General features: G+C 69.8%; 21 protein-coding genes. 14 read left to right on the top strand and 7 right to left on the bottom strand.

Annotated elements, in window-relative coordinates:
- Positions 1–16 precede the first annotated feature (16 nt).
- The 3 genes from yczR (at position 17) to IE160_RS11725 (ending at position 5,720) form a co-directional block, all read left to right on the top strand.
- Entirely contained in the window at positions 17–1,441 is a 1,425-nt protein-coding gene (gene yczR / locus IE160_RS11735) for a MocR-like transcription factor YczR (protein WP_191151212.1), read from the top strand.
- A 131-nt stretch (positions 1,442–1,572) separates the two neighbouring features.
- A complete protein-coding gene (locus tag IE160_RS11730; protein WP_224744486.1) occupies positions 1,573–4,680 on the top strand; it encodes an efflux RND transporter permease subunit in 3,108 nt (1,035 codons plus the stop codon).
- 119 nt (positions 4,681–4,799) lie between these two features.
- Positions 4,800–5,720, top strand: coding sequence for an ion transporter (locus tag IE160_RS11725; RefSeq protein ID WP_191151211.1), 921 nt, complete (start codon positions 4,800–4,802; stop codon positions 5,718–5,720).
- A 10-nt stretch (positions 5,721–5,730) separates the two neighbouring features.
- Here IE160_RS11725 and IE160_RS11720 read toward each other — a convergent pair whose 3' ends face one another.
- Positions 5,731–6,207, bottom strand: a complete 477-nt coding sequence (locus IE160_RS11720; RefSeq protein ID WP_179872707.1) for a GNAT family N-acetyltransferase — start codon at positions 6,205–6,207, stop codon at positions 5,731–5,733.
- A gap of 266 nt (positions 6,208–6,473) precedes the next feature.
- On the opposite strand from IE160_RS11720, the gene IE160_RS11715 reads away from it, so the two are divergent.
- The gene (locus IE160_RS11715; protein ID WP_191151210.1) at positions 6,474–8,417 is read left to right on the top strand and encodes a DEAD/DEAH box helicase; all 1,944 of its coding nucleotides are present in this window, start codon (positions 6,474–6,476) and stop codon (positions 8,415–8,417) included.
- Between the two features lie 199 nt (positions 8,418–8,616).
- On the opposite strand, the gene IE160_RS11710 is transcribed toward IE160_RS11715, so the two are convergent.
- Complete coding sequence (locus tag IE160_RS11710) at positions 8,617–9,633, bottom strand: EamA family transporter (RefSeq protein ID WP_224744485.1); 1,017 nt, start codon at positions 9,631–9,633, stop codon at positions 8,617–8,619.
- A 220-nt stretch (positions 9,634–9,853) separates the two neighbouring features.
- On the opposite strand from IE160_RS11710, the gene cysK reads away from it, so the two are divergent.
- From cysK to recQ, 3 genes are read left to right on the top strand one after another with little or no spacing between them, the layout of a single operon-like run.
- Positions 9,854–10,789: a cysteine synthase A gene (gene cysK / locus IE160_RS11705; protein WP_191151209.1), complete on the top strand. Its 936-nt coding sequence runs from the start codon at positions 9,854–9,856 to the stop codon at positions 10,787–10,789.
- Positions 10,790–11,359: a serine O-acetyltransferase EpsC gene (epsC, locus tag IE160_RS11700; protein ID WP_191151208.1), complete on the top strand. Its 570-nt coding sequence runs from the start codon at positions 10,790–10,792 to the stop codon at positions 11,357–11,359.
- A gap of 47 nt (positions 11,360–11,406) precedes the next feature.
- The gene (recQ, locus tag IE160_RS11695; protein WP_191151207.1) at positions 11,407–13,383 is read left to right on the top strand and encodes a DNA helicase RecQ; all 1,977 of its coding nucleotides are present in this window, start codon (positions 11,407–11,409) and stop codon (positions 13,381–13,383) included.
- 9 nt (positions 13,384–13,392) lie between these two features.
- Here recQ and trxA read toward each other — a convergent pair whose 3' ends face one another.
- Positions 13,393–13,776, bottom strand: coding sequence for a thioredoxin (gene trxA / locus IE160_RS11690; RefSeq protein ID WP_191151206.1), 384 nt, complete (start codon positions 13,774–13,776; stop codon positions 13,393–13,395).
- A gap of 201 nt (positions 13,777–13,977) precedes the next feature.
- Between trxA and IE160_RS11685 the strand changes: the two genes are divergently transcribed.
- The gene (locus tag IE160_RS11685) at positions 13,978–16,140 is read left to right on the top strand and encodes an acyl-CoA dehydrogenase family protein (RefSeq protein WP_191151205.1); all 2,163 of its coding nucleotides are present in this window, start codon (positions 13,978–13,980) and stop codon (positions 16,138–16,140) included.
- 42 nt (positions 16,141–16,182) lie between these two features.
- Here IE160_RS11685 and IE160_RS11680 read toward each other — a convergent pair whose 3' ends face one another.
- Complete coding sequence (locus IE160_RS11680; protein WP_191151204.1) at positions 16,183–16,329, bottom strand: hypothetical protein; 147 nt, start codon at positions 16,327–16,329, stop codon at positions 16,183–16,185.
- 94 nt (positions 16,330–16,423) lie between these two features.
- On the opposite strand from IE160_RS11680, the gene IE160_RS11675 reads away from it, so the two are divergent.
- Positions 16,424–16,897, top strand: coding sequence for a methyltransferase family protein (locus tag IE160_RS11675; protein ID WP_191151203.1), 474 nt, complete (start codon positions 16,424–16,426; stop codon positions 16,895–16,897).
- Positions 16,898–16,940: 43 nt separating this feature from the next.
- Here the strand turns inward: IE160_RS11675 and IE160_RS11670 are convergent, their stop codons facing one another.
- On the bottom strand, positions 16,941–17,207 hold the full coding sequence (locus tag IE160_RS11670) for a glutaredoxin family protein (RefSeq protein WP_191151202.1): 267 nt from the start codon (positions 17,205–17,207) through the stop codon (positions 16,941–16,943).
- A 101-nt stretch (positions 17,208–17,308) separates the two neighbouring features.
- Between IE160_RS11670 and IE160_RS11665 the strand changes: the two genes are divergently transcribed.
- Together IE160_RS11665 and IE160_RS11660 are read left to right on the top strand one after the other, a co-directional pair.
- On the top strand, positions 17,309–17,815 hold the full coding sequence (locus IE160_RS11665) for a rhodanese-like domain-containing protein (RefSeq protein ID WP_191151201.1): 507 nt from the start codon (positions 17,309–17,311) through the stop codon (positions 17,813–17,815).
- A 44-nt stretch (positions 17,816–17,859) separates the two neighbouring features.
- A complete protein-coding gene (locus IE160_RS11660; RefSeq protein ID WP_191151200.1) occupies positions 17,860–18,588 on the top strand; it encodes a dienelactone hydrolase family protein in 729 nt (242 codons plus the stop codon).
- A 60-nt stretch (positions 18,589–18,648) separates the two neighbouring features.
- Here the strand turns inward: IE160_RS11660 and IE160_RS11655 are convergent, their stop codons facing one another.
- Together IE160_RS11655 and IE160_RS11650 are read right to left on the bottom strand one after the other, a co-directional pair.
- The gene (locus IE160_RS11655) at positions 18,649–18,852 is read right to left on the bottom strand and encodes an antitoxin MazE family protein (RefSeq protein ID WP_191151199.1); all 204 of its coding nucleotides are present in this window, start codon (positions 18,850–18,852) and stop codon (positions 18,649–18,651) included.
- A gap of 54 nt (positions 18,853–18,906) precedes the next feature.
- Positions 18,907–19,368, bottom strand: a complete 462-nt coding sequence (locus tag IE160_RS11650) for an iron chaperone (protein ID WP_191151198.1) — start codon at positions 19,366–19,368, stop codon at positions 18,907–18,909.
- 418 nt (positions 19,369–19,786) lie between these two features.
- Between IE160_RS11650 and IE160_RS11645 the strand changes: the two genes are divergently transcribed.
- The 3 genes from IE160_RS11645 to IE160_RS11635 all read left to right on the top strand — a co-directional run bounded on the left by IE160_RS11645 (position 19,787) and on the right by IE160_RS11635 (position 23,372).
- Positions 19,787–20,827, top strand: coding sequence for a DNA cytosine methyltransferase (locus IE160_RS11645; protein WP_191151197.1), 1,041 nt, complete (start codon positions 19,787–19,789; stop codon positions 20,825–20,827).
- Positions 20,828–21,378: 551 nt separating this feature from the next.
- Positions 21,379–21,843 carry a hypothetical protein gene (locus IE160_RS11640; RefSeq protein ID WP_191151196.1) on the top strand — a complete coding sequence of 155 codons (465 nt, stop codon included), beginning with the start codon at positions 21,379–21,381 and terminating at the stop codon, positions 21,841–21,843.
- Positions 21,840–23,372 (top strand): DISARM anti-phage system protein DrmE domain-containing protein, encoded by a 1,533-nt coding sequence (locus tag IE160_RS11635; RefSeq protein ID WP_191151195.1) that lies wholly within the window; start codon positions 21,840–21,842, stop codon positions 23,370–23,372. The genes IE160_RS11640 and IE160_RS11635 overlap by 4 nt, the downstream gene beginning before the upstream one ends.
- The last annotated feature ends 8 nt before the right edge of the window (positions 23,373–23,380 follow it).

Below are 23,380 nucleotides of genomic sequence, written 5' to 3'. Positions count from 1 at the left end.
CGGGTACTGTGGACCCGTGCCCTCCCTCACCCCCCGCCGATTGGCAGCCCAACTGGGCGACTGGCGGCCCAGCAACGGAGACCCGCTGTACGCGGCGCTCGCCGACCGCATCCGCCTGCTCATCCTCGACGGGCGCATCACCCTCGGCGCACGACTGCCCGCCGAGCGGCAGCTCGCCCAGCACGAAGACCTCAGCCGCACGACCGTCGCCGGCGCGTACGCCCGCCTGCGCGAGCTCGGGTTCCTCCAGAGCGTGCGCGGGTCAGGCAGCGTCGCCCGCCTGCCCGACGGGCCGGGCATTCCCGAACCGACCGCGACGACCGCGGGCCTCCTCGAATTCTCCAAGGCGACCCTCACGGCGATCCCCCTCGTCGCCGACGCCGCCCGCGACGCCGCCGCGATGCTGCCGCAGCACCTCGGTCTCGCCGGCTTCGACCTCTACGGCCTCACCGAGCTGCGGCAGGAGATCGCCGACCGCTACACGCGGCGCGGCCTGCCCACGACCGTCGACGAGGTCATGGTCACCCTCGGCGCCCAGCACGCCATCGCCCTCGTCGCGCGCGCCCTCGTCGCGCGCGGCGACCGCGTGCTCGTCGAATCGCCCAGCTACCCGCACGCACTCGAAGCCTTCCAGCAGGTCGGCGCCCGACTCGTGACCGTGCCCGTCACGACAGAGAGCGGCTGGGACGACGAGGCCCTCGAGCAGGTCTTCCCCCGCACAGCCCCCGCGCTCGCGTACCTCATGCCCGACTTCCACAACCCCACGACGCGCACGATGCCCGCGGCCCAGCGCGCGCGGGTCGTCGCCCTCGCCGAGCGCCATGGCACGACGATCGTCGCCGACGAGACCATGAGCGACCTCGGCTTCGACACCGATGCGCCCCCGCCGCTCGGCGTGCACGGCACCGTCATCACGATCGGCTCCGTCGGCAAGAGCGTGTGGGGCGGCATCCGCCTCGGCTGGATCCGCGCCGAGCGCTCCACCATCACGCGTCTCGCCCTCGCCCGCACGTCGAACGACCTCGGCAACCCCACCCTTGAGCAGCTCATGCTCCTGCGGCTCCTGCAGCAGTACGACCGGGTGCTCGACTCCCGCCGCGAGCAGCTGCGCGCCGGCCACGCACTGCTCACCGGCCTGCTGCGCGAGCGGTTCCCGACCTGGCGCGTGCCCGAGGTGGCCGGCGGCCTCACCCTGTGGGTCAACATCGGCACCCCGCTCGCCTCGCAGCTCGCCCTCGCCGCACGCACGCACGGCGTGCTCATCGGGGCGGGCCCGCGCTTCGGCCTCGACGGCGCCTTCGAGCGATACCTGCGCCTGCCGTTCTGCTACCCCGAACCCGATACGCGCGCCGCCATCGACGGGCTCGAGCGGGCGTGGCACGACATCGCCGCGCACGAGCCTTCCCGACCCGTCGACGATCTGCTCGATACCGTCGTGTAGCGCGGGCCGAGCATCCCGCGCTCTGATACGGCTGGAGCATACCTGCCGCATGGGGAATGCCCAGTAATGTCTGGGATGCTCACCCTTGCCCGCGCGTCCCCGCACGTGCGCCACCCCTGCCCCCACGCCGCATGACGGCACACACTGCATCGGAGACCCACGTGCACCTGCTCTCGGTGTTCAGCCTGCGCAACCGCGCGCTCATCGCCCTCGTCACGATCGTCGTCGGTGTGTTCGGCGGCATCGCGCTCACGAGCCTCAAGCAAGAGCTCATCCCCTCGGTGAGCTTCCCGCAGGTCATCGTCATCACGCAGTACCCCGGGGCGGCGCCCGAAGTCGTCGAGGAAGACGTCTCGACGCCCATCGAGACCGCCATCCAAGGCGTGCCCGGGCTCGAGAGCTCCAACGCCTCCTCGAGCACCGGGTTCTCGCTCGTCAGCGCGAGCTTCGAGTTCGGCACCGACATCACGCGCGCCGAGCAGCGGGTTCAGCTCGCCGTCAACCGGATGCAGCTGCCCGCCGACGTCGACCCGCGCGTGCTCACCGGATCCATCGACGACCTGCCCGTCATCCAGATCGCCGTCACGAGCGATCTCGAGCCCGGCGAGCTCGCGGAAGCGCTCGAGACGCAGGCCGTGCCCGACCTCACCCAGCTCGAGGGGGTGCGCGAAGTCTCCGTGACCGGCGCCATCGGCGACCGCGTCACCATCACCGCCGACGACGCGGCACTCGCCGCCGCCGGGCTCCTCCGCAGCGACATCGTCGACGCTCTCGACGAGTACGGCGTGCTGCTGCCCGCCGGCACGATTACCGAGGACGGCCAGACCCTCGCCGTGCTTACCGGCGACCGCGTCGAATCGCTCGACGAGCTCGCCTCGCTGCCGCTCCTCGACGCGACGACCGACGACGTCACGACGATCGACGACGTCGCCGACCTCGCCGTCGTCGGCGACCCCATCCAGGGCTACTCGCGCGTCAACGGCGAGCCCTCCCTCACGCTCGCCGTCACGAAGACGCCCGACGGCAACACCGTCGAGGTCTCGCAGCTCGTGCAAGACGCTCTGCCTGCCCTCGCGACCGCGATCGGCTCAGGCACCGCCTTCACGGTCGTCTTCGACCAGGCGCCGTTCATCGAGAGCTCGATCGAAGCGCTCGCGATCGAGGGCTCGCTCGGCCTCGTCTTCGCCGTCGTCATCATCCTGCTCTTCCTGCTGTCGGTGCGCTCGACTCTCGTCATCGCGATCTCGATCCCCACGTCGATCCTGCTCACCTTCATCGGCATGCAGGCCTCCGGTTACAGCCTCAACATCCTCACCCTCGGCGCCATCACAATCTCCATCGGGCGCGTCGTCGACGACTCGATCGTCGTCGTCGAGAACATCAAGCGGCACCTCGCCCTCGGCGAGGAGAAGATGCAGGCGATCCTGCTCGGCGTCAAGGAGGTCGCGACGGCAGTCACGGCCGCGACCGTGACGACGATCGCCGTGTTCCTGCCGCTCGCGCTCGTCGGCGACATCACGGGCGAGCTGTTTAGGCCGTTCGCGCTCACGACCGCGATCGCCCTCGGCGCCTCGCTCTTCGTCTCGCTCACGATCGTGCCCGTGCTCTGCTACTGGTTCCTGCGCCCGCCGCAGGTCGGCTCGCACGCCGCGGCGATGTCGTTTGAGGAGGAGTCGGCGAGCCCGACGCGCCTGCAGAAGAGCTACCTACCGATCCTGCGCTGGACCCTGCGTCGCCCCGTCGCGACGATCCTGCTGTCGCTCCTCATCCTCGGCGGCACGGCGGGGCTCGCGACGAACCTCAAGACCAACTTCATCGGCGAGTCCGGCCAGAACACCCTCACGGTCACCCAGACGCTCGAGAACGGCACGAGCCTTGAGCAGCTCGACCAGGCCGCGATGGTCGTCGAGGACGAACTCATCGACGTCGAGGGCATCGAGACCGTGCAGGTCGCGATCGGCTCGGGCGACGGTTCGGTGCTCTCCCTCTTCGGCGGCGGCGGCGACATCACCTACTCGATCACGACGGACGAGGACGCCGATCAGACGGCGATCCAGGAGCGGGTGCGCGACGCGATCGCCGACCTCGACGGCGTCGGCGAGATCGCCCTCCAAGCGGCGGGCGCAGGCTTCGCCTCCTCGACGATCGACGTCGACATCAGCGCCGCGAGCGAGAGCGACCTGCAGGAGGCCGCGACCGCGATCCTCGACGCCGTCACCGAGCTCGACGTCACGGCAGAGGCGAGCAGCAACCTCGCCGCCACGCAGCCGTACCTCGCGATCGAGGTCGACCGGGAGCGCGCAGCCGAGCTCGGGCTCAGCGAGGTCGCCGTGGGCGGCATCGTCGCGCAGGCGATGTTCCCCGCCTCCGTCGGCTCCGTCATCATCGACGAGAAGACGCTCTCGATCTACCTCCCCAACGAGAACGCCCCGACCACGGTCGAGGAGCTGCGCGACTTCGAGCTGCCCACCGCGCTCGGGCCGCAGCCGCTCAGCGAGCTCGCCTCCGTCGAGGAGTCGTTCGGCCCTGCGACGATCACGACCATCCGCGGCATCCGCAGCGCGACCGTGAGCATCACGCCCGCGATCGACGACATCGGCTCCGCTTCGATCGCGATCCAGGAGGCCGTCGACGGCACGACACTGCCCGACAGTGCCCGCGCCACGCTCGGCGGCGTGACCGCGCAGCAGGCCGACGCCTTCAGCCAGCTCGGCCTCGCCCTCCTCGCCGCGATCCTCATCGTCTACGTCGTCATGGTCGCCACGTTCAAGAGCCTGCGCCAGCCGCTGCTGCTGCTCGTGTCGATCCCCTTCGCCGCGACCGGCGCGATCGCCCTCCAGCTCATCGCCGACATCCCGCTCGGTGTGCCTTCGCTCATCGGCGTGCTCATGCTCATCGGCATCGTCGTGACGAACGCGATCGTGCTCATCGACCTCGTGAACCAGTTCCGCGAGCGTGGCATGAAGGTCGGCGAGGCCGTCATCGAGGGCTCGTCGCGACGCCTGCGCCCGATTCTCATGACGGCGGCGGCGACGATCTTCGCGCTCGTGCCGCTCGGCCTCGGCCTCACCGGCAGCGGCGGGTTCATCTCGCAGCCGCTCGCGATCGTCGTCATCGGCGGTCTCGTCTCCTCGACGATCCTCACCCTCGTCGTGCTGCCGGCGCTGTACTACCTCGTCGAAGGAGCCAAGGAGCGCCGCGAGGCGCGCGCGGCCGAGCTCGAGGGCCGCACCGCCTAGCGTCGAGGCTTCTCGACGAGGCGCGCAGGGCGTTCGGCAGCTCGACTGCAGGGGTGCGACCGCCTCCACCGGGTAGCGTGCCGGTACCCGACCCCACTGCGAGCACCCGAGGCCACCGCATGAACGCGTCCCGACTCAACCCTGCACGGTTCCTGCGCGGGCAGCCCGTCGAGCTCGCCCCGTACCGCATCGGCTGGCTCGCCCGCCTCATGTACGGCACCATCTTCGAGATCCTCGTGATCACGGTCATCATCGCCAACGCCGTGGCGCTCGCGATTCTGACCTTCGATGGCGCTCCGGAAGGCGTGCGGGAGGTCGCGCGCAGCTTCGACGGCATCGCCGTCGTCTTCTACGCCGTGGAAGTGCTCCTGCGCATCATCTCCTACGGCTCGAAGCCGTGGATGTTCTTCCGCTCCGGCTGGAACGTCTTCGACTTCCTCATCGTCGTCTCCGTGCCGCTCGTCGACGGCAATGCCGTCATCTTCCGCCTCATCCGGCTGTTCCGCCTCATCCGGCTGTTCCGCTTCCTGCCCGAAGTGCGCATCCTGAGCGTCTCGATCCTCAAGAGCGTCGCACCGCTCGTGAGCATCTCCGTCCTCATCGGGTTCCTACTCTTCCTCTACGCGATGGCGGGTGTCTACCTCTTCGGCGATGACGACCCGCAGCAGTGGGGCGACCTCGGCGCCGCGATGGTGACGCTCGTGGTGCTGCTCACGCTCGAGAACTTCCCCGACGCGTTCATGGGCGGCATCGGGGTGACACCATTCGCGCTCGTGTACTTCCTCACGTACATGTTCTTCATCGTGTTCACGGTGCTCAACGTCCTCATCGGCATCGTGCTCAACGCCATGGATCAAGCCCGCGAAGAGGAGGTCGCGCACCAGCGCGACGAAGCGCGCGCGCACGCGCGAGACAATCCGGACCCCGAGCTCGACCCGTTGCAGACCGAACTGGAGGAGCTCGAGTCCGTGCACGAGGCGCGCGCCGAGCGCATCGCCCGGCTCCGGGCGGAGCTCAGCGCCCTCCGACGCGAGCAGTAGTGCTGGCGCGTCACCCCAGGTCGCGCGCCATGCACACGCTCGTCGCGCTGCCCACGTACGGCCCGAACGCGGGAATGCGCTCGTACCCGCGCCGGGCATAGAACCGCAGGGCGGCATCGCTTAGGGTGCCGGTCTCCAGACGCAGGGTGCGGATGCTGCACTCGCGCGCGGCCTGCTCGAGGGCATCCAGTAGCAGGTCGGCGACGCCCCGACCGCGTGCCGCATCGTCCACGAACAGGCGCTTGAGCTCGCCCATGCCGGCTTCCTGCTCGACGAGCGCGACCATGCCGAGCGCGGCCCCGGAGTCGTCACGGGCGACGAGCACGGTCGTGCCCGGTGCCGCGAGATGCTCGACCGGCAGCAGGAAGCACTCCTCGGCGCTGTAGAGACCGCGCGCGAACGCCTCACCAGCGCGCAGCATCGCCTCGACCTCCGGCTGGCGGGGGTCCTCCGGGCGCACGGTCGTGGCGAGGGGCGCCGTGGTCATGGCGGGTTCAGGATCATGGTGCGCTCAGAATACCGACGCGCCGGTCTGCGGGGGTGTTCAGGGTCGTCCGGTACTGTGAGGGGTCGGCTTGAGACGGGCGAAGACCTTCGCCACAGAACGTGTGCGTCTCCAGGGCCGGTACATCCCCGCCGATCGGCGGTGCGATGACACCTCGAGTTGTGACGGCCCCAGTCGAAGACTGCCTGGGATAGCGGCGCGTGAGCGCGCCGACGATGCTTCTTGCACTATCCGAAAGACGAACAGCCATGCCTCAGAACAAGAAGGCGCGCCCCGGGCGCGCCAGCACCTCCGCCCGCGGCGCCTCGGGAGCCGGACGTTCCGGCGGCCGCGCCGCCGCCGCGAGCGGTTCGCGCAGCCCCGGTCACCGCGGCTACCGCCCCGAGGAGGCCGACGCGCCCGCGAAGAAGGCGCGCTGGAGCCGTGAGGAGCGCGTCGACCGCGGCCACGCGCCGGAGCGCTCGCGCGGCGACCGCGAGGTGCGCGGCGAGCGTGCGGCGCGCGGCGGCCGCGACGACGCCGGTCGTCCTGCTCGCGACGATCGCGGGCGCCCGGCTCGCGCATCGCGCGACGACGCTGGTCGGCCCGCTCGCGACGACCGCGGCCACCCCGGCCGCCCCGCACGCGATGACCGCGTCGGACGCCCGTCCCGCGGCCAGGACGTGTCGGTGCAGCGCACGGGCACGGGCCGCACGGCGCACCGCCCCGAGTGGCGCCCGCAGAAGGATGCTGCCAACGAGCGGCCCGCGCGCCGGTTCGGTCGCGACACGCGTCCGCAGGACCGACAGTTGGACGACCGCGGCGGCGAGTCGCGCGGCACGCGCCGCGACGGCGGCCGAGGTGTCGGCGCAGCGGACACCCGTCGTCGGGATGACCGCCCCGCCCGCGCACCCCGCACCGAGAACCGCGCGCCCCGCTCCGAGAACCGCGATGCGGGCTTCTACCCGAGCAAGCCCGCCGCCGGACCGGTCGACGACGTCGTGCTCGAGCGTCTCGCGGCCGACGCCGTGCAGGCTCGCGACGTCGAGGGCGTGACCTTCACCGATCTCGGCCTCGGCGGCAACATCACGCGCACGCTCGAGGACCTCGGGGCCGTGACGCCGTTCCCCATCCAGGCGGCGACGATTCCCGACGTGCTCGCGGGCAAGGATGTGCTCGGCCGCGGTCGCACCGGCAGCGGCAAGACGATCGCCTTCGGGGCGCCCCTCGTCGAGCGGCTCATGGAGAACGGCGGCGGCAAGAACCGCAAGGAGGGCCGCGCCCCGCGCGCCCTCATCCTCGCGCCGACGCGCGAGCTCGCCCTGCAAATCGACCGCACCGTGCAGCCCATCGCCCGCAGCGTGGGCCTCTTCACGACGCAGATCTACGGCGGCGTGCCCCAGGCTCGCCAGGTCGGCGCGCTGCGCCGAGGTGTCGACATCATCATCGGCACGCCCGGCCGCATCGAAGACCTCGTCGAGCAGGGGCGGCTCGACCTGAGCCGCATCGAGATCGTCGTCCTCGACGAGGCCGACCACATGTGCGAGCTGGGCTTCCTCGAACCCGTGCAGCGCATCATCCGCCGCACGCGCACCGGCAACCAGAAGCTCCTGTTCTCGGCGACCCTCGACTCGGGCGTCGCGAGCCTCGTCACGGAGTTCCTGTCGAGCCCGAGCGTCTACGAGGTCGCGGGGGAGGACCAGGAGTCGTCGACGATCGACCACCGCGTGCTGCTCGTCGAGCAGCGCGAGAAGCGCGCCGTCATCGAGCAGCTCTCCGCCGGCCCGGGCAAGACGCTCGTCTTCGCGCGCACCCGAGCCTTCGCCGAGGAGCTCGCCGATCAGCTCGACGACGCGGGGATCCCCGCCGTGAGCCTGCACGGTGATCTCAACCAGGCGAGGCGCAGCCGCAACCTCGAGAAGCTCACGAGCGGCCGGGTGAGCGTGCTCGTGGCCACGGATGTCGCGGCCCGGGGCATCCACGTCGATGACATCTCGCTCGTCATCCAGGCCGACGCGCCCGACGAGTACAAGGCGTACCTGCACCGCTCGGGCCGCACGGGCCGCGCGGGCAAGGTCGGCACGGTCGTGACGCTCGTCACGCGCCAGCGCCGTCGTCGGCTCGACGAGCTGCTGGGACGCGCCGAGATCGACGCCGTCGTGCACGAGGTGCGCGCCGGCGACGCCCTGCTCGACGAGCTCGCCGCGCTGTAGCCGCGCTCACACCGCGCTCGGCACGGTGCCCGGGTCACGGTCGGTGGGGTGCAGCGTCAACGAGTGTGCTCGGTAATGGCAACTGTGCGCGTGCGCCCGAGCACAGTTGCCACTCAACGGCACAGTCGCGCTGGGGCGCGGGGGCACAGTTGCGGGGGCACAGCCGCGCGGGCGCGGGACGCGGTGCGGGATGCTCGGCTCAGGAGAGTGAGAGCATCGCGCTCGCCGCGAGCGCCAGCACGAGCCCGACCCACTGCAGCCGCGCGATGCGCTCACGCAGCACGACCGCGGCGAGCAGGATCGTACCGGCCGGGTAGAGCGCGGTGAGCACCGAGACGACGGTGAGATCGCCGAGCCGCAGCCCGATGAGCACGATCGCATTGGCGGCGGCGTCGAGCACTCCGCACCCGACGGCGAGCCAGAACCCGGCGCGCCACCCGCCGCGCAGGGCCGCCGCACTCGCGCGCAGCAGAGTGGTGGCGGGTGGCGTGGTGCCGGGCGACGGTGCCGGTCGAGCCTCAGCGGGCCCGGCACCGACCGGCTCGCCGAGGGCGTGCGGGGCGCCGTGGGTTCCTTCGAGGATCGCGAGCGGAGCATCCCGAGCGGAGACGTGGCGCCGCCCCGCGATGACGGCCAGCACAACGATGACCGTGATCATGAGGGTCGCGTTGACGACGCGGTTGGCGACGAGCGGCACGAGCCCCGAGTCGTCGGGGGTCTGGTCGATGAGGATGTAGAAGGCGCCGATGAGGGCCCCCGACCCGGTCGCCATGAGCAGGCCGCGCAGGCTCGGCCGCACCGCGCCCTTCTCCGGGACGAAGCCGACGAGCACGACGGCGATGAGGGCGAGGCCGAGTGCGGGATAGGCGATCGCGCCGAGCCGTTCGCCGGTGACGAGGCCCCACGTCATGGGCACGATCGCCGAGATCACGGCGGTGAGGGGCGAGAGAATGCTCATGGGCCCGATCGCGAGGCACGCGTACAGCAGGGCGATCGCCCCTGCACCGGTCACGCCCGAGAGTGCGCCCCAGAACAGAGCCTCGCGGCTCCACTCCCCACCGACGACGACCGCGGCGACGGCGAGCAGCACGACGCCGGAGAGCGCCGCGAGGGCGGTGACGCGCAGTGCCGAGATGCGCCGGGAGGCGAGACCGCCGAGGAAGTCGGCGGCGCCGTAGACGAGCGCCCCGGCGAGACCGAGTACCACTGTGAGCACGCGTGCACCTCCCGCAGTCGTCCGGCCCGTCGACGATTCTCGCACCCCGGGGGGAATGCCTCGGTGCACGCGCCTGTTGAGGCGTGAGGGGCGAACGTCATATTCGCGCGCGAGACGTGCGACTCTCGTAGCCTTGAGCTGCGCGGGTATGCGGCCTGTGCAGCGCGCAGCCTCCGCCCCCTACAGACTTCCACCGCCGACCCACCGAGGAGAGACCATCATGGCTCGCATCTACCAGGACATCACCGAGGCGTTCGGCAACACGCCCCTCGTCGCCCTCAACGCCGTCACCGACGGTGCGGAGGCGACCGTGCTCGCCAAGCTCGAGTTCTACAACCCCTCGGCGAGCGTCAAAGACCGCCTGGGCGTCGCGATCGTCGAGGCCGCCGAGAAGAGCGGAGAGCTCACGAAGGGCGGCACGATCGTCGAGGGCACGAGCGGCAACACGGGCATCGCCCTCGCGATGATCGGCGCGGCGCGCGGCTACCACGTCATCCTCACGATGCCCGAGACGATGAGCGAGGAGCGCAAGATGCTGCTCAAGGCGTACGGCGCCGAACTCGTCCTCACCCCCGGCTCGGAGGGCATGAAGGGTGCCGTATCGAAGGCGGCCGAGATCGTCGCCAACACCCCAGGGGCCGTGCTCGCGAAGCAGTTCGAGAACGAGGCGAACGCCGAGGTGCACCGCCGCACCACCGGCCCCGAGGTGTGGAACGACACCGACGGCGCGGTCGACATCTTCGTCTCCGGCATCGGCACGGGCGGCACGCTCACGGGCACCGGCCAGTTCCTCAAGGAGAACAAGCCCGCCGTGAAGATCGTCGGCGTCGAGCCGGAGGAGAGCCCCATCCTCAATGGCGGCGACCCCGGCCCGCACAAGATCGCCGGCATCGGCGCCAACTTCATCCCCGCGGTTCTCGACCGCGAGATCTACGACGAGATCATCGACGTCAACATCGGCCAGTCGGTGAGCATGGCGCGTCGCCTCGCCGCGGAGGAGGGCATTCTCGGCGGCATCTCGTCCGGTGCGACCGCGCACGCCGCGATCGAGCTCGCGAAGCGGCCCGAGAACGCCGGCAAGACGATCGTGGTGATTCTCGCGAGCTACGGCGAGCGGTACCTCTCGAGCGTCCTCTACGAGGACCTGCGCTCCTAGATGCCACTACGGGAAGACATCGCGACCGCACGCCTGCGCGATCCGGCCGCGCGGTCCGGGCTCGAGGTGTTCCTCACCTCGGCGGGACTGCACGCCATCTGGTGGCACCGCCTCGCCCACCGGCTGTGGCGCTGGCGTCTGCGGCTGCTCGCGCGCATGATCGCGCAGTCCGCGCGAGCCTGGACGGGCGTGGAGATCCACCCGGGCGCGCGGATCGGGCGCCGCTTCTTCATCGACCACGGCATGGGGGTCGTCATCGGGGAGACGGCCGAGATCGGCGACGACGTCATGCTGTACCACGGCGTGACGCTCGGCGGCCGGACGCTCGCGAAGGTCAAGCGGCACCCCACGGTCGAAGACGGCGTTCTCATCGGGGCGAACGCGACGGTGCTCGGCCCGGTGACGATCGGCGCGCGCTCGCAGGTCGGCGCACTCGCGCTCGTGACGAAGGACGTGCCGCCCGACTCGGTCGCGACGGGCATTCCCGCGACCTCGCGACCGCTCGACCGTGGCGCGGGCTCGGGCACGCAGTCCGACGGCTTCTACATCGACCCCGCCATCCACATCTAGGCGAGCGGGGCGCGGAGCCGTCGGCGGCCGCGACTACCCTGGGGCGGGTGAGCATCGCGACCCGAACCCCCCAGCAGGTGCTCGAGACGGTGTTCGGCTACCCGGCCTTCCGCGGCGACCAGCAGGCCATCATCGACCACGTCGTGGGCGGCGGCGATGCGCTCGTGCTCATGCCCACGGGCGGCGGCAAGAGCCTCTGCTACCAGATTCCGGCTCTCGTGCGCGAGGGCGTCGGCGTCGTCATCTCGCCGCTCATCGCGCTGATGAAGGACCAGGTGGATGCTCTCGCCGCCGTCGGCGCCCGCGCCGAGTTCCTCAACTCGACGCAATCCCCTGACGAGCGGCGCCGCGTCGAGCAGGCCCTGCTCGCGGGCGAGGTGGATCTGCTCTACCTCGCGCCCGAGCGCATCACCGTGCCGGCGACCGGGCAGCTGCTCGACCGCCTGAACGTCGCCCTCTTCGCGATCGACGAGGCGCACTGCGTGTCGCAGTGGGGGCACGACTTCCGGCCCGACTACCTTGCACTGTCGATGCTGCACGAACGCTGGCCGAGCATCCCGCGCATCGCCCTCACCGCGACAGCGACGCAAGCGACGGCCGACGAGATCGTCGCCCGGCTGGATCTCGGCGCGGCGCGACGGTTCACGGCGAGCTTCGACCGGCCGAACATCCAATACCGCATCGAGGGCAAGAACCAGCCCGTGCAGCAGCTGCTGCAGCTGATCCGCTCGGAGCACCCGGGCGACGCGGGCATCGTGTACTGCCTGTCGCGCGCGAGTGTGGAGAAGACGGCGACGGCGCTCGCTGAGCAGGGCATCCCGGCGCTGCCGTACCACGCGGGCCTCGACGCGCGCGTGCGGGCCGACCACCAGTCGCGGTTTCTGCGCGAGGAGGGCATCGTCATGGTCGCGACGATCGCCTTCGGCATGGGCATCGACAAGCCCGACGTGCGGTTCGTCGCCCACCTCGACCTGCCGAAGAGCGTCGAGGGGTACTACCAGGAGACGGGGCGTGCCGGGCGCGATGGTCTGCCGTCGACGGCGTGGCTCGCCTACGGCCTGCAGGATGTCGTGCAGCAGCGCCAGATGATCGACCGCAACGAGGGTGACGCCGCGCACAAGCGCCGCCAATCGCAACTGCTCGACGCGATGCTTGCGCTGTGCGAAACGGTGGAGTGCCGGCGGGTGCAGCTGCTCGCCTACTTCGGGCAGTCACTGGGGGGCTCGTCAGGTGCGGTGGAGCGCTGCGGCAATTGCGACACGTGCCTCGCGCCTCCGGAGAGCTGGGATGGCACCGTTCCGGCGCAGAAGCTGCTCTCGACGGTGGTGCGGCTCGATCGCGAGCGTCGGCAGCGCTACGGCGCGGGGCAGCTCATCGACATCCTCACCGGCAAGCGCACGCCGCGCGTCGAGCAGCTCGGGCACGACTCGCTCGCGACGTTCGGCATCGGCGACGACCTGAGCGACCAGGAGTGGCGCGGCGTCGTGCGGCAATTGCTGGCCCAGGGGTTGCTCGCGGTGCACGGCGACGGCTACGGCACGCTCGTCATCACCGAGGCGAGCGCCGCCGTACTGAAGGGCGAACGGGAGGTGCGGCTGCGCCGCGAGCCGAAGCGCGCGCCCCGCTCGTCGCGCCGTTCGGCGCCCGCCGATCTGCCGAGCGAAGCGACGCCGCTGTTCGAGCGACTGCGTGCGTGGCGCGCGGCGACGGCGCGCGAGTTGGGCGCGCCCGCGTACATCGTGTTCGGCGATGCGACCCTGCGCGGCATCGCGCTCACCGAGCCGAGCTCGCTCGGCGAGCTGGGCGAGATCAGCGGTGTCGGGTCGAAGAAGCTCGCGCAGTACGGCGAGGCGGTGCTCGCGATCGTCCGCGGCGAGGAGCCGCCACCCGCCGCCGCGGCTCCAGCCGGTGACGCCGCGGGCGCATCGCGCGGGCCCGTCAGTACGGCAGAGCCTGAGCCGGGCATCCCGTTCTTCGATGAGCCCCCGCCCGACGACGAGCCTCCGCCCCCGGAGTTCGACTAGAGGCGGGCCCTACGACTCCGCGGCGCCCTGCTGCGCCTGCTGCTCGGCGAGCTGCTTGCGCACGTCGTCCATGTCGAGGTCTTTCACCGCGGTGATGACCTGCTCGAGCGCCGGCGCGGGCAGCGCCCCGGGCTGCGCGAAGACGAGCACGCCGTCGCGGAAGGCCATGAGGGTCGGGATCGACCGGATGTTCGCGGCCGACGCGATCGCCTGCTCGGCCTCCGTGTCAACCTTGCCGAACGTCACATCGGGGTGCGTTTCGCTCGCCTTCTCATAGACGGGCGCGAACTGGCGGCAGGGCCCGCACCACTCGGCCCAGAAGTCGACGAGGGTGATGCCCTCGGCGGTGACGGTCTTCTCGAAGTCGGCAGTGGTCAGGTCTACGGTAGGCATCACCCCATTCTGCCAGAGGAGCGCCATACCCCCTAGGGTATTCGCGCAGAGCGAAGCGGCGCCGATTCGAGAGGTTCCGCACAGGGCGAACGCTCAGCAATGTGCGGAAGTCCACAACGAAGGGCGGGATGCTCCGGGCCGGGTTCGTCGCCTGCTCACCATGAACTGCCGCCCGCGCGTCGGCCGCTTTACCGTCGAATCATGGCCACTCGTGAATCTTCTGTTCGTGAACCGCGCACCGGCGACGCTCCCGTCGCCGAGCACACCGAACCCGCTCAGCCCGCCCCCGCCGCTCCCGTTGCCGAGCAACGAGTCGAGGCGCAGAAGGCGGAGGAGTCAGCACTGCAGCTCGACGTCGCTGCCCTCGGCGAGCAGCTCATGGGCCGGTGGGCGGAGAGCCGCCGCGCGTCGCGCGAGCTCATGCGCCGCGAGGAGTTCCACCGCATCCCGACCGACGACATGGACGCACAGCGTGAGCGCGTGCTCGGCCAGCTCGGCCTGCTCGTCGAGCACGGCTCGGTGCACCGCGCGTTCCCGAAGGAGTTCGGCGGCGAGGACGACCACGGCGGGTTCATCGCGAGCTTCGAAGAGCTGCTGCTCGGTGACCCGAGCATGCAGATCAAGTCGGGCGTGCAGTGGGGCCTCTACGCTTCCGCCATCCTGCACCTCGGCACCCATCCGCACCACGCGGCCTGGCTGCCCGACGCCCTCGACCTCACCACCCCCGGCGCGTTCGCCATGACGGAGACCGGGCACGGCAGCGACGTCTCGGCTGTCGGCACGACGGCGACCTACGACGAGGCGAGCGATGAGTGGGTCATCCACACCCCGTTCCGCGCTGCGTGGAAGGACTACCTCGGCAACGCGGCTCTGCACGGCCGCGCCGCCGTCGTCTTCGCGCAGCTCATCACGCGCGGCGTCAACCACGGCGTGCACGCTTTCTACGTGCCGCTGCGCGACGAGAACGGTGACTTCTTGGCCGGCATCGGCGGCGAGGACGACGGCCTCAAGGGCGGCCTCAACGGCATCGACAACGGGCGCCTGCACTTCACGCAGGTGCGCGTGCCCCGCACGAACTTGCTCAACCGCTATGGCTCCGTCGACGAGAACGGCGTGTACACCTCGCCGATCACGAGCCCGGGGCGCCGCTTCTTCACGATGCTCGGCACGCTCGTGCAGGGGCGCGTGTCGCTCGACGGCGCGTGCGTCGTTGCGAGCAAGCTCGCCACGACGATCGCGGTGCGCTACGGCTCGGAGCGTCGCCAGTTCGACGACGGCGATGACAACGAGGTCGTGCTGCTCGACTACCAGCGGCACCAGCGCCGCCTGCTGCCGCGCCTCGCGCAGACGTACGCGATGTCGTTCGCGCACGAGGTGTTCCTCGAGAAGTTCGACGGCGTGTTCTCGGGTCGCACCGACACCGACAGCGACCGGGAGGACCTCGAGACGCTCGCGGCGGCGCTCAAGCCGCTGAGCACGTGGGCGGCGCTCGACATCATCCAGGAGGCGCGTGAGGCCTGCGGCGGCCAGGGGTTTCTCGCCGCCAACCGCCTCACGCAGCTGCGCGCCGACCTCGACATCTACGCGACCTTCGAGGGCGACAACAATGTGCTGCTGCAGCTCGTGGCCAAGCGCCTGCTGACCGACTACTCGCGCACCTTCGCGAAGGCCGACGCCGGCGTCATGGCGCACTACGTCGCCGACCAGGTCAACGAGGCCGTCGTGCACCGCTCGGGGCTGCGTCGCCTCGTGCAGTCGGTGGCCGACTTCGGCTCGACGGCTCGATCGGTGGGCTACGTGCGCGACACGGCGTCGCAGCGGCAGCTGCTGACCGACCGGGTCGAGACGATGGTGGCTGAGCTCGCGGGCAAGCTGCGCAGTGCATCCAAGCTGCCGAAGAAGGACGCCGCGGCGCTCTTCAACCGCCACCAGAACGCGCTCATCGAGACGGCGAAGGCGCACGGTGAGCTGCTGCAGTGGGAGGCGTTCACGGAGGCGCTCGCCCGCGTCGAGCACGAGGGCAACCGCCAAGTGCTCACGTGGCTGCGCGACCTCTTCGGCCTGGGGCTCATCGAGAAGAACCTCGCCTGGTACGTCATCCACGGCCGGTTGAGCGACCACCGCGCGCAAGCGATCACCGACTACATCGACGACCGGCTGCTGCCGCGCCTGCGCCCGCACGCTCTCGAGCTGACGGATGCGTTCGAGCTGCGCGACGAGCACATTCGCGCCGACATCGCGACGGGCGAGGAGCGGGCGCGGCAGGAGGAGGCGCGCGAGTACTATGCCTCACTGCGGGCGCGCGGTCTCGCGCCGATCGACGAGAAAGATCTGCTCGCTGCGCAGAAGAAGCGCGCCGGCTAGTGTCGCGGCACTAGTGCCGTGCAGCCGTAGCGGCTCGCGACTCTAGCGCTTCGCGGCCTTCGAGACGGCGTCAGAGCTCTCCATGCGGTTGCTCGCGGCCTTCTTGTCGGCCTTGGTGACGCGCTTCTCCTTGAGCGTCTTCGATGCTGCGGTCTTGGCGGTGTTCTTGCGTGCGGACTTCTCGCCCATGTGCTCGCTCGTCTCGTGTCGGGAGCCTCGATGACTCCGTCGTGCTGAGCGTACGCCCTCGCGCGATGCACGAGTGGCGGAGTAGCCTGCGCGCATGACTCCCGCTGCGCGATCGACCGCCGCCTGGACACTCGTGGCGATCCAGTTCGCCCTGCTCGCGGTGCTCGTGGTCGTGCCGCCCGGGTCGCTGTGGGTGCGGGACGGCGTGACGTTCCTCGTGGGCGGGGCGCTCGTCGTCGTCGGCCTCGTGATCGCGGTCATCGCCGGCGTCGGCCTGGGCGGCGCGCTCACCCCGAGCCCGGTGCCGCGCGCCGAGGCCGAGCTCGTCACAACGGGCATCTTCGCGCTCACCCGGCACCCCATCTACTCGGGGCTGCTCGTGCTCGGCGCGGGTCTCGCCGTCATCGGGGCGTCACCGTGGCACCTCGGCGCGTGGGCCGCGCTGCTCGTCACGCTCATGGTGAAGTCGCGGTTCGAGGAGCGCCTGCTGCTCGAGCGCTACGAGGCGTACGCGCAGTACGCCGCGCGCGTGGGGCGTTTGGTGCCGGGCGTGGGGCGCATCCGGTAGAAGGGATGCGCGCCGCACGCCCGAGCGACGAGGCTGCGGCGGTCTAGAGGGCGCCCAGGGCGGCGAGCTTGTCGCGCACGGCGGCGTCGCTCGGCTCCACCTGGTGGCTGCCGTCGGGGAAGACCACGACCGGGATGTTCATGCGGCCGCTGATCGCCTGCGCTTGCGCGGCAGCCTCGGCGGAGGCTTCGACGTCGACCTTCGTCCACTCGACTCCGAGGTCGTTGAGCAGGGTCTCGGTGCGGCGGCAGTCGCGGCACCAGTCGGCGCCGTACATGGTCACGCGGTCGGGAGCAGTCGTGTCAGTCATGTGCGGGTCAACAGCGTCGCGCTCCGTTCTGTTCCCGCCACGCGTGCGCGCCTTCGCGCCAACCCCGGTCGCGCGGGCCCTGCCGGCTCTAGCCTGGCGGCATGAGCATGAGTGCAGACCTCGCCGCGGGCATCCCGGGTTCTTCCCTGCTGGGGCCGTACGCCGAGCCGTCGGCGACCGCCGCGCACTTCGCGGCGCGCCTCGCCTTCGAGACTGACCCGAGCGACGTCGCGGCGGCGATCGAGGCGGGTGAGCGGGTGCAGCTCGTGGATGTTCGGGGCCACGCCGCGTGGAACCAGGGTCATGCCGCGAGCGCCGTGCACATTCCCCGCGCCGAGCTGCTCGACAGGCTCGACGAGCTCGACCCGGCCCTGCCGACCGTCGTCATGTGCTGGGGGCCGGCCTGCAATGGCGGCGCGAAAGCCGCCCACGCACTCGCGAGTGCGGGCTGGCCGGTCAAGGAGCTGCTGGGCGGCTTCGAGTACTGGGCGCGCGAAGGACTGCCCGTCGAGTCGGCGGAGGGTCACGTGCACCGCGAGGTCGACCCGCTCACCGCGCCGACGCCGGCCACTGGGGCGGCGGTGGAGGGGATCCGCTGCGACTGCTGAACCGCCTCTGCTGAGCGCGTGGCCGCGCGGGCTACAGTGCCGTCATGAGCCTCACCGACGTCGCGATCCCGCAGCCGGGCGACCCGCGCGCGGGTGAGCTGCGCGGGGTGCTCGGTGTTCCCGACGGCGAGGGCCCGTTCGTGCCGCTCGTCGTGCTGCACGAGGCCTTCGGCGTCGACGACGCGATGCGCGACCACCTCGAGCGGCTCACGCGCCTCGGCTACATGGTGCTCATGCCCGACCTGTACAGCCGCGGCGGTGCCCGGCGGTGCCTGGTCGCCACGTTTCGAGCGCTGAGACGCGGCACGGGCGCAGCGTTCGACGACATCGAGTCGGCCCGGGCGATGCTGCGGGCGCGCGCCGACACGACCGAGCACGTGGGGGTGGTGGGGTTCTGCATGGGCGGAGGCTTCGCCCTGCTGCTCGCGGGTCGCGGGGGCTTCGGCGCAGCATCCGTGAATTATGGGATGCTCCCCGCCGACCTCGACGACGCGCTCGACGGTGCGTGCCCCATCGTCGGCAGCTACGGCGCGCGCGATCGCAGTCTGCGCGGCGCGGCCCCGAGACTGGATGCCGCCCTCGCCGCCCGCGGCATCGAGCACGACGTGGTCGAGTACCCGGATGCCGGGCACGCGTTCCTCAACGAGCGCCCGTCGGGCCCGGCGCTCCTGCGCGTCATGATGCGACCCGTTATGGGGCCCGGCCGCCGCCCGGTCGAGGCGGAGGACGCGTGGCAGCGCATCGACGCGTTCTTCCGGCGCACGCTCGCGTGATTGGCCATACCCACTACGCCCGGCTCAGACGGTGCAAGGGCGTTGAGCTATCGCCGCGCTCTACTCGCCCCAGGCTGCGCTGATCGCCTCAGTGAACGGCATGTCGTCGGTCTGGGTCGCGGCTGACGCGACGACCGCTGATTGACGGCGGGCTTCCGCAGCGAAGCTCTCCGAACGCACGTCGGGCACCCAGACCCGCAAGGGTCGAAGGCCGTGGGCGCGCGGACGACCGCTCTCGGCGGAGTCGCTTGCTCGAGACGTCATGCCGAGATGCTACGACGAACGCTCGCGACTGACGTGGGCTCTTCGCAGGTGGGTTCAGCCAATGGCGCGTTGCACGAGTTCGGTGATCGCCTTCTGCTCGGCCGGGCCGAGCGACGTGACCGCGAACGATGCCGGCCACATGGCGCCGTCGTCGAACTGGGCCGTGTCGTTGAAGCCGAGCGTCGTGTAGCGGGTGTCGAACTTGCTCGCCGGCTGCACGAACACGAGCACCTTGCCGTCGAGCGCGTAGGCGGGCATGCCGTACCAGGTCTTCGGGGCGAGCTGCGGGGCCGCCTCGGTGATGACGACGTGCAGGCGCTCGGCGAGGGCGCGGTCGGCGTCGTCGGGCAGCTTCGCGATCGCGTCGAGCACGTCCTGCAGCTCGGCGGCTGCCTTCGCGGCGCCCTTCGTGCGGCCCTTCTGCGCACGCAGCTCTTCGGCGCGCTCCTTCATGGCGGCGCGCTCCTCGACGGTGAAGCCGTCGGTCTCGCCTGCGCGGTTCTTCTTTTCGGTCATGCGCACAGCGTGCCAGTGAAGCTCTGCTTCTGTCGAGATGTGACGTCGCACGTAATCCTACGAAGGGAGTGATGCAGTGGTGGCTGCGACGGGCGTTGATCCCGTGACCTCACGATCTTCATTCGTGGCGCGCCGCCCGCAGGGCGCAGTCCGTTCCGGCCGCCCGATTCCCGACCTCCGCCGGACCGGTCCGGACGGCGCAACGCTGTTCCGCTGTTCCGCTGTTCCGCGGTCCACTGCCTCGCTTGCGTCGGCCAGGGCGGTCTGGCATGCTCTCGCGGCGGGCGGCGCCGAGCTAGCCGACAATCGCGGTCAAGGTCGCGCGACACGTCGACGCCGCTCGGATCTGTTTCCCTGCTGGCACTACGCTGGTGCGGAAAGGCCCAATCGGGTGCCTGCGTAGCTGAAGGAGCGCCCGATGGTCCTGCCCCGTATCGTGAGTCTCTTCTCGGGTGCCGGCGGACTTGATCTTGGTTTCCATCAAGAGGGCTACGAGATCGCCTTCGCGGTCGATCGGATGGCGGCTGCGATCCAGACGCACAAGCGCAACTTCCCGACGACGATGTCAGTCGCGGCGGACATCACGGCCCGGAGCGAGCAGTCCGGAAGGCTTGTCGTCCTGGATGAAATCGCGAAAGCCTTGAAAGACGGCGAGGCAATCGGCATCATCGGCGGCCCGCCCTGCCAGGGGTTCTCCCGCGCGAACCCCAACTCTCGCGCTGACGACCCTCGCAACCAGATGCCGACTTTCTACCTCGAAATTGTGGAGGCTTTGCAAGCGCGCTACGACGTGCAGTTCGTCCTCTTCGAGAACGTTATGGGCATCCGCGACGCGAAGCACTCGGTGACCTTCAGCGGTATTCTCGCGCGGTTCAAGGAGCTGAAACTCACGGCAGGTGTCGCCCACCACTCGGCTCTCGACTACGGCGTGCCCCAGACGCGGAACCGAGTGATCATCTCGGGGTTCAAGTGCGAGGCAGCGGCCAGAGCCTTCAAGCCGAAGACCATCCCTCGCGAGGAAGTCGACTTGACCGTGCGCGGCGCGATCGGTTTTCTCCCGCAGCCAGCTTTCTTCTCGCGGAATCTCTCAGTCGACGAGATCCGACCTCATCCGAACCACTGGACGATGACTCCCCGATCCAAGCGATTCAAGGGCGAGACCGATGGCCCCGCGCCCACCAGGAGCTTCCGACGCCTCTCGTGGGACAAGCCGAGCCCGACCGTGGCCTATGGCCACCGTGAGATTCACGTGCATCCAGACGGAACTCGCCGACTGAGCATTTACGAGGCGATGCTCCTTCAGGGCTTCCCGGAGACCTTCGTCCTCCTGGGCACTCTCTCGCAGCAGGTAGAGCAGGTCTCGAACGCGGTCCCGCCGCCAGTGGCGAGTTCCCTTGCTGCGGCTACTTGCGTTGCGCTGACCGCGGCGTCGACCATCGGCCAGGAGGCCGCCGCGTAGTTGGCGTGGTTGTCGTCGCCGCTGAATATCAGTCATCATCATTACAGTTGAGTGACGACGAGCGGGAGAAGGCGATGAGCGAGGCGGGGAATCGCCCTGGGCCGAATGTGCTCCTAAGCCTTGCTGTAAATCCTGAGTCCGCGCCGGTGCGGTCAGCCTGGATCGGTCCGATCCTCGCGCTTGGGACACGACTTGCACGCAAGTCGGACACCTTTGCTGACCGTCAGCTAATCGTCGCGGTGTCGGTTCCAAGCCGCGAGTACGCCGCGGTGCTGATCGGGGCCGGATGGACTCTCGGAAGGCCGCCCGCTCAGGTAGCGACTGATCCACTGTCGGTGCTTCGAGGAGCTCTGCCGCGAGGCAACTATCGTGCGTTGAACGCTACACACGTGATCTCGGGGCCCTTTCAGGGACTCGATGAGAGTCGCGCGTCGGCGCGGGTCGCTTTGGCGGGCCACTGGGCCGTTGATCGGCTGGAAGCCGTTGCGGCCGTGGCAGAGACTGACCCGGCCGCGAAAATGCCTCGTCCGCAAATCGGAAGTATCGGTCGCATGACCGGAGTCGATCGAGATTGGGCGCGGCGTCTCGTTGCACCCGCGGCCGATCTTGCAATCGTGGGTACGAAGAGCTGGATCAATGACGACCTCGAAGCCGTCCTGGCTCGGGGGGGCGATCCCGATGGAGACTCCCTGGCAACGTTGCTTCTCCCAAGGACCCAGAAGTCGGCGACCTGGTTCTCGCGCATCTACTCGTCTTCGGGGTTTGCTGACCAGCTCCCGCTTCCAGCCGACGTATCCCTCACGATTCTGGACGGCCAGGGCGCGATCAAGTACCTCAAGGATGTTCTGAGTCCGGTTGTCGTGTGTGTTTTCGATCGATCGGTTGCTGACGAGAGTGCAGCAGAACAAGCGATGCAGCTCAGGAACTCACGCGGGGAGCCAATTGCGCTTTCGTCTCAGCTGGGCTGGACTCCGCCTGCCGGAATCGAGGCACTCGCATTCACGGTGGCACTATGACGTCCCGGATCATCGGACTCGATCAGCGATACGCGGCCTCGGCTTCGTTGGCCCGACATGGAGTCGAGATCATCGCTGTTCGGGACAAACTCGGCGCGAGATTCGATTCGGCCACCCGCGGCCTGTTCCGACTGATCCAGCGGGATGGGCCCGGCGTCTGGGACGACGTCGCCGGTGCCGCGAAAGTACTGCGCTGGCGCCTCATCACCGACCCGATGCCGATAGAGTGCAATGCTCAGCTCACGGCCGCCGCGGACGAGGTGGGTCGTCAGGCTCGGCGGCTGGTCGGCGCCGTCGACGAAGATGCGCTGCTGCGAGAGATCGCTGACGCGGCGGCTGCCCTCTGCACCCGCGACCCACTCGTGGGCGCCGTGTTGGTTGAGTCGCTGACTGAGGTCGGAGCGGACTCGGCAGTTGTCGTGGCTGCGAGCAGTCGATCGCGAGAAGCCCTGGGCGAATGGCTCGGCTCACTTGGGGCACGAGTTCTCACGCTCGGCGAGCTTGAGCGCGTCGAAGTTTCCGAGGACATCGCCTACTTCGTGGGTCCGCCGCGATTCTTCAGGTCGGCGGCGGTCACCGCGCCCCGAACACTTGAGGTGACGTTCATACTCCCAGCGTGGTTCGGCGATCGAACCGTCCCAAGGTCGGTAATCGCGCAGTACGCCGAGGGCGGTATCCAAGTCGCCGCGCGCATCGTCGAGGTTGGCGATGCATCGCCTCCTTCGCCGGAGCCTGCTGTATCGGACACCGAGCCGATCCCGGAGGAAGATCTCCTTCCGCAGCCGGTCTGGGGGAACAGGGTGAGTGAGGACCGTGCGCCGAGCGCGGACGAGGTGGAGGCGCGCAAGGTTCTCCTTTCAGGGAATCGCGCGATCTGGCTTGACGACGATGGTGAGCGCATTCGTGCGCTTGATCCGACACAGCCGCCTGGCGAGCGCGTTGGCTATTCCGAGGTGTCCGCAGTCGCTCCGGGCACCTACTTGCTCCTGCGTGAAGGTGAGGCCGAGCGCGAGTCCCTCCGTGCGCGAGCATTTGCGCGAATCGGCCCTCGCGCGTCGGCAATCCAGGCGTCGCAGGCGTCCTGGAAGTCTGCATTGATTGAGCGACTCAGGGCGAGGGGTATCCGAGACTCTGAACGGGCCTTGCGTGCACACGGGGTTCGCGCGGCTGGCCAGGTCCGCGCATGGGCATCGCCTCATGTGATACGTCCGCAGAGTGATGGTGACTTCGAGAGGCTCCTTGAGTGGCTGGGGCTACCGGTACTTCCGCACTTCGGGCACGCCTCTTTGCTGAGACATGAGGTGCATCGAGTCACTCGGGAGCTGCGCGACAGGCTGGAAGCAGCGGCGGATGTCGCGGACCTTCACGAGCTCGAGCGTGCTGGACATATGACGCTCGACCTTGCCGAGTCGGGCTTTCGGGGCATGTTCGTTACCCGCGTCCTTGCGATCGCGCCATTTACGGAACTGGTAGCCCGCCACGACGCCCGCGTGCCCTTTGCTGACGAGGGGGCTCAATGGCTCGAATGATTCCAGCC

The organism is Chryseoglobus sp. 28M-23, from assembly GCF_014789785.1.
GTDB classification, from domain to species: Bacteria; Actinomycetota; Actinomycetes; order Actinomycetales; family Microbacteriaceae; genus Microcella; species Microcella indica.
This window is presented reverse-complemented; position numbering and strand designations above follow the sequence as displayed.

What these genes read in the sequence shown, in the direction of transcription:
- IE160_RS11635 (WP_191151195.1), top strand. Translation starts at nt 21,840, where the DNA reads ATGACGTCCCGGATCATCGGACTCGATCAGCGATACGCGGCCTCGGCT.
- IE160_RS11650 (WP_191151198.1), bottom strand. Translation starts at nt 19,368, where the DNA reads ATGACCGAAAAGAAGAACCGCGCAGGCGAGACCGACGGCTTCACCGTC.
- IE160_RS11645 (WP_191151197.1), top strand. Translation starts at nt 19,787, where the DNA reads ATGGTCCTGCCCCGTATCGTGAGTCTCTTCTCGGGTGCCGGCGGACTT.
- cysK (WP_191151209.1), top strand. Translation starts at nt 9,854, where the DNA reads ATGGCTCGCATCTACCAGGACATCACCGAGGCGTTCGGCAACACGCCC.
- IE160_RS11670 (WP_191151202.1), bottom strand. Translation starts at nt 17,207, where the DNA reads ATGACTGACACGACTGCTCCCGACCGCGTGACCATGTACGGCGCCGAC.
- IE160_RS11720 (WP_179872707.1), bottom strand. Translation starts at nt 6,207, where the DNA reads ATGACCACGGCGCCCCTCGCCACGACCGTGCGCCCGGAGGACCCCCGC.
- IE160_RS11665 (WP_191151201.1), top strand. Translation starts at nt 17,309, where the DNA reads ATGAGCATGAGTGCAGACCTCGCCGCGGGCATCCCGGGTTCTTCCCTG.
- IE160_RS11730 (WP_224744486.1), top strand. Translation starts at nt 1,573, where the DNA reads ATGACGGCACACACTGCATCGGAGACCCACGTGCACCTGCTCTCGGTG.
- IE160_RS11680 (WP_191151204.1), bottom strand. Translation starts at nt 16,329, where the DNA reads ATGGGCGAGAAGTCCGCACGCAAGAACACCGCCAAGACCGCAGCATCG.
- trxA (WP_191151206.1), bottom strand. Translation starts at nt 13,776, where the DNA reads ATGCCTACCGTAGACCTGACCACTGCCGACTTCGAGAAGACCGTCACC.
- IE160_RS11655 (WP_191151199.1), bottom strand. Translation starts at nt 18,852, where the DNA reads ATGACGTCTCGAGCAAGCGACTCCGCCGAGAGCGGTCGTCCGCGCGCC.
- IE160_RS11725 (WP_191151211.1), top strand. Translation starts at nt 4,800, where the DNA reads ATGAACGCGTCCCGACTCAACCCTGCACGGTTCCTGCGCGGGCAGCCC.
- IE160_RS11715 (WP_191151210.1), top strand. Translation starts at nt 6,474, where the DNA reads ATGCCTCAGAACAAGAAGGCGCGCCCCGGGCGCGCCAGCACCTCCGCC.
- IE160_RS11685 (WP_191151205.1), top strand. Translation starts at nt 13,978, where the DNA reads ATGGCCACTCGTGAATCTTCTGTTCGTGAACCGCGCACCGGCGACGCT.
- IE160_RS11640 (WP_191151196.1), top strand. Translation starts at nt 21,379, where the DNA reads ATGACCGGAGTCGATCGAGATTGGGCGCGGCGTCTCGTTGCACCCGCG.
- epsC (WP_191151208.1), top strand. Translation starts at nt 10,790, where the DNA reads ATGCCACTACGGGAAGACATCGCGACCGCACGCCTGCGCGATCCGGCC.
- IE160_RS11660 (WP_191151200.1), top strand. Translation starts at nt 17,860, where the DNA reads ATGAGCCTCACCGACGTCGCGATCCCGCAGCCGGGCGACCCGCGCGCG.
- IE160_RS11675 (WP_191151203.1), top strand. Translation starts at nt 16,424, where the DNA reads ATGACTCCCGCTGCGCGATCGACCGCCGCCTGGACACTCGTGGCGATC.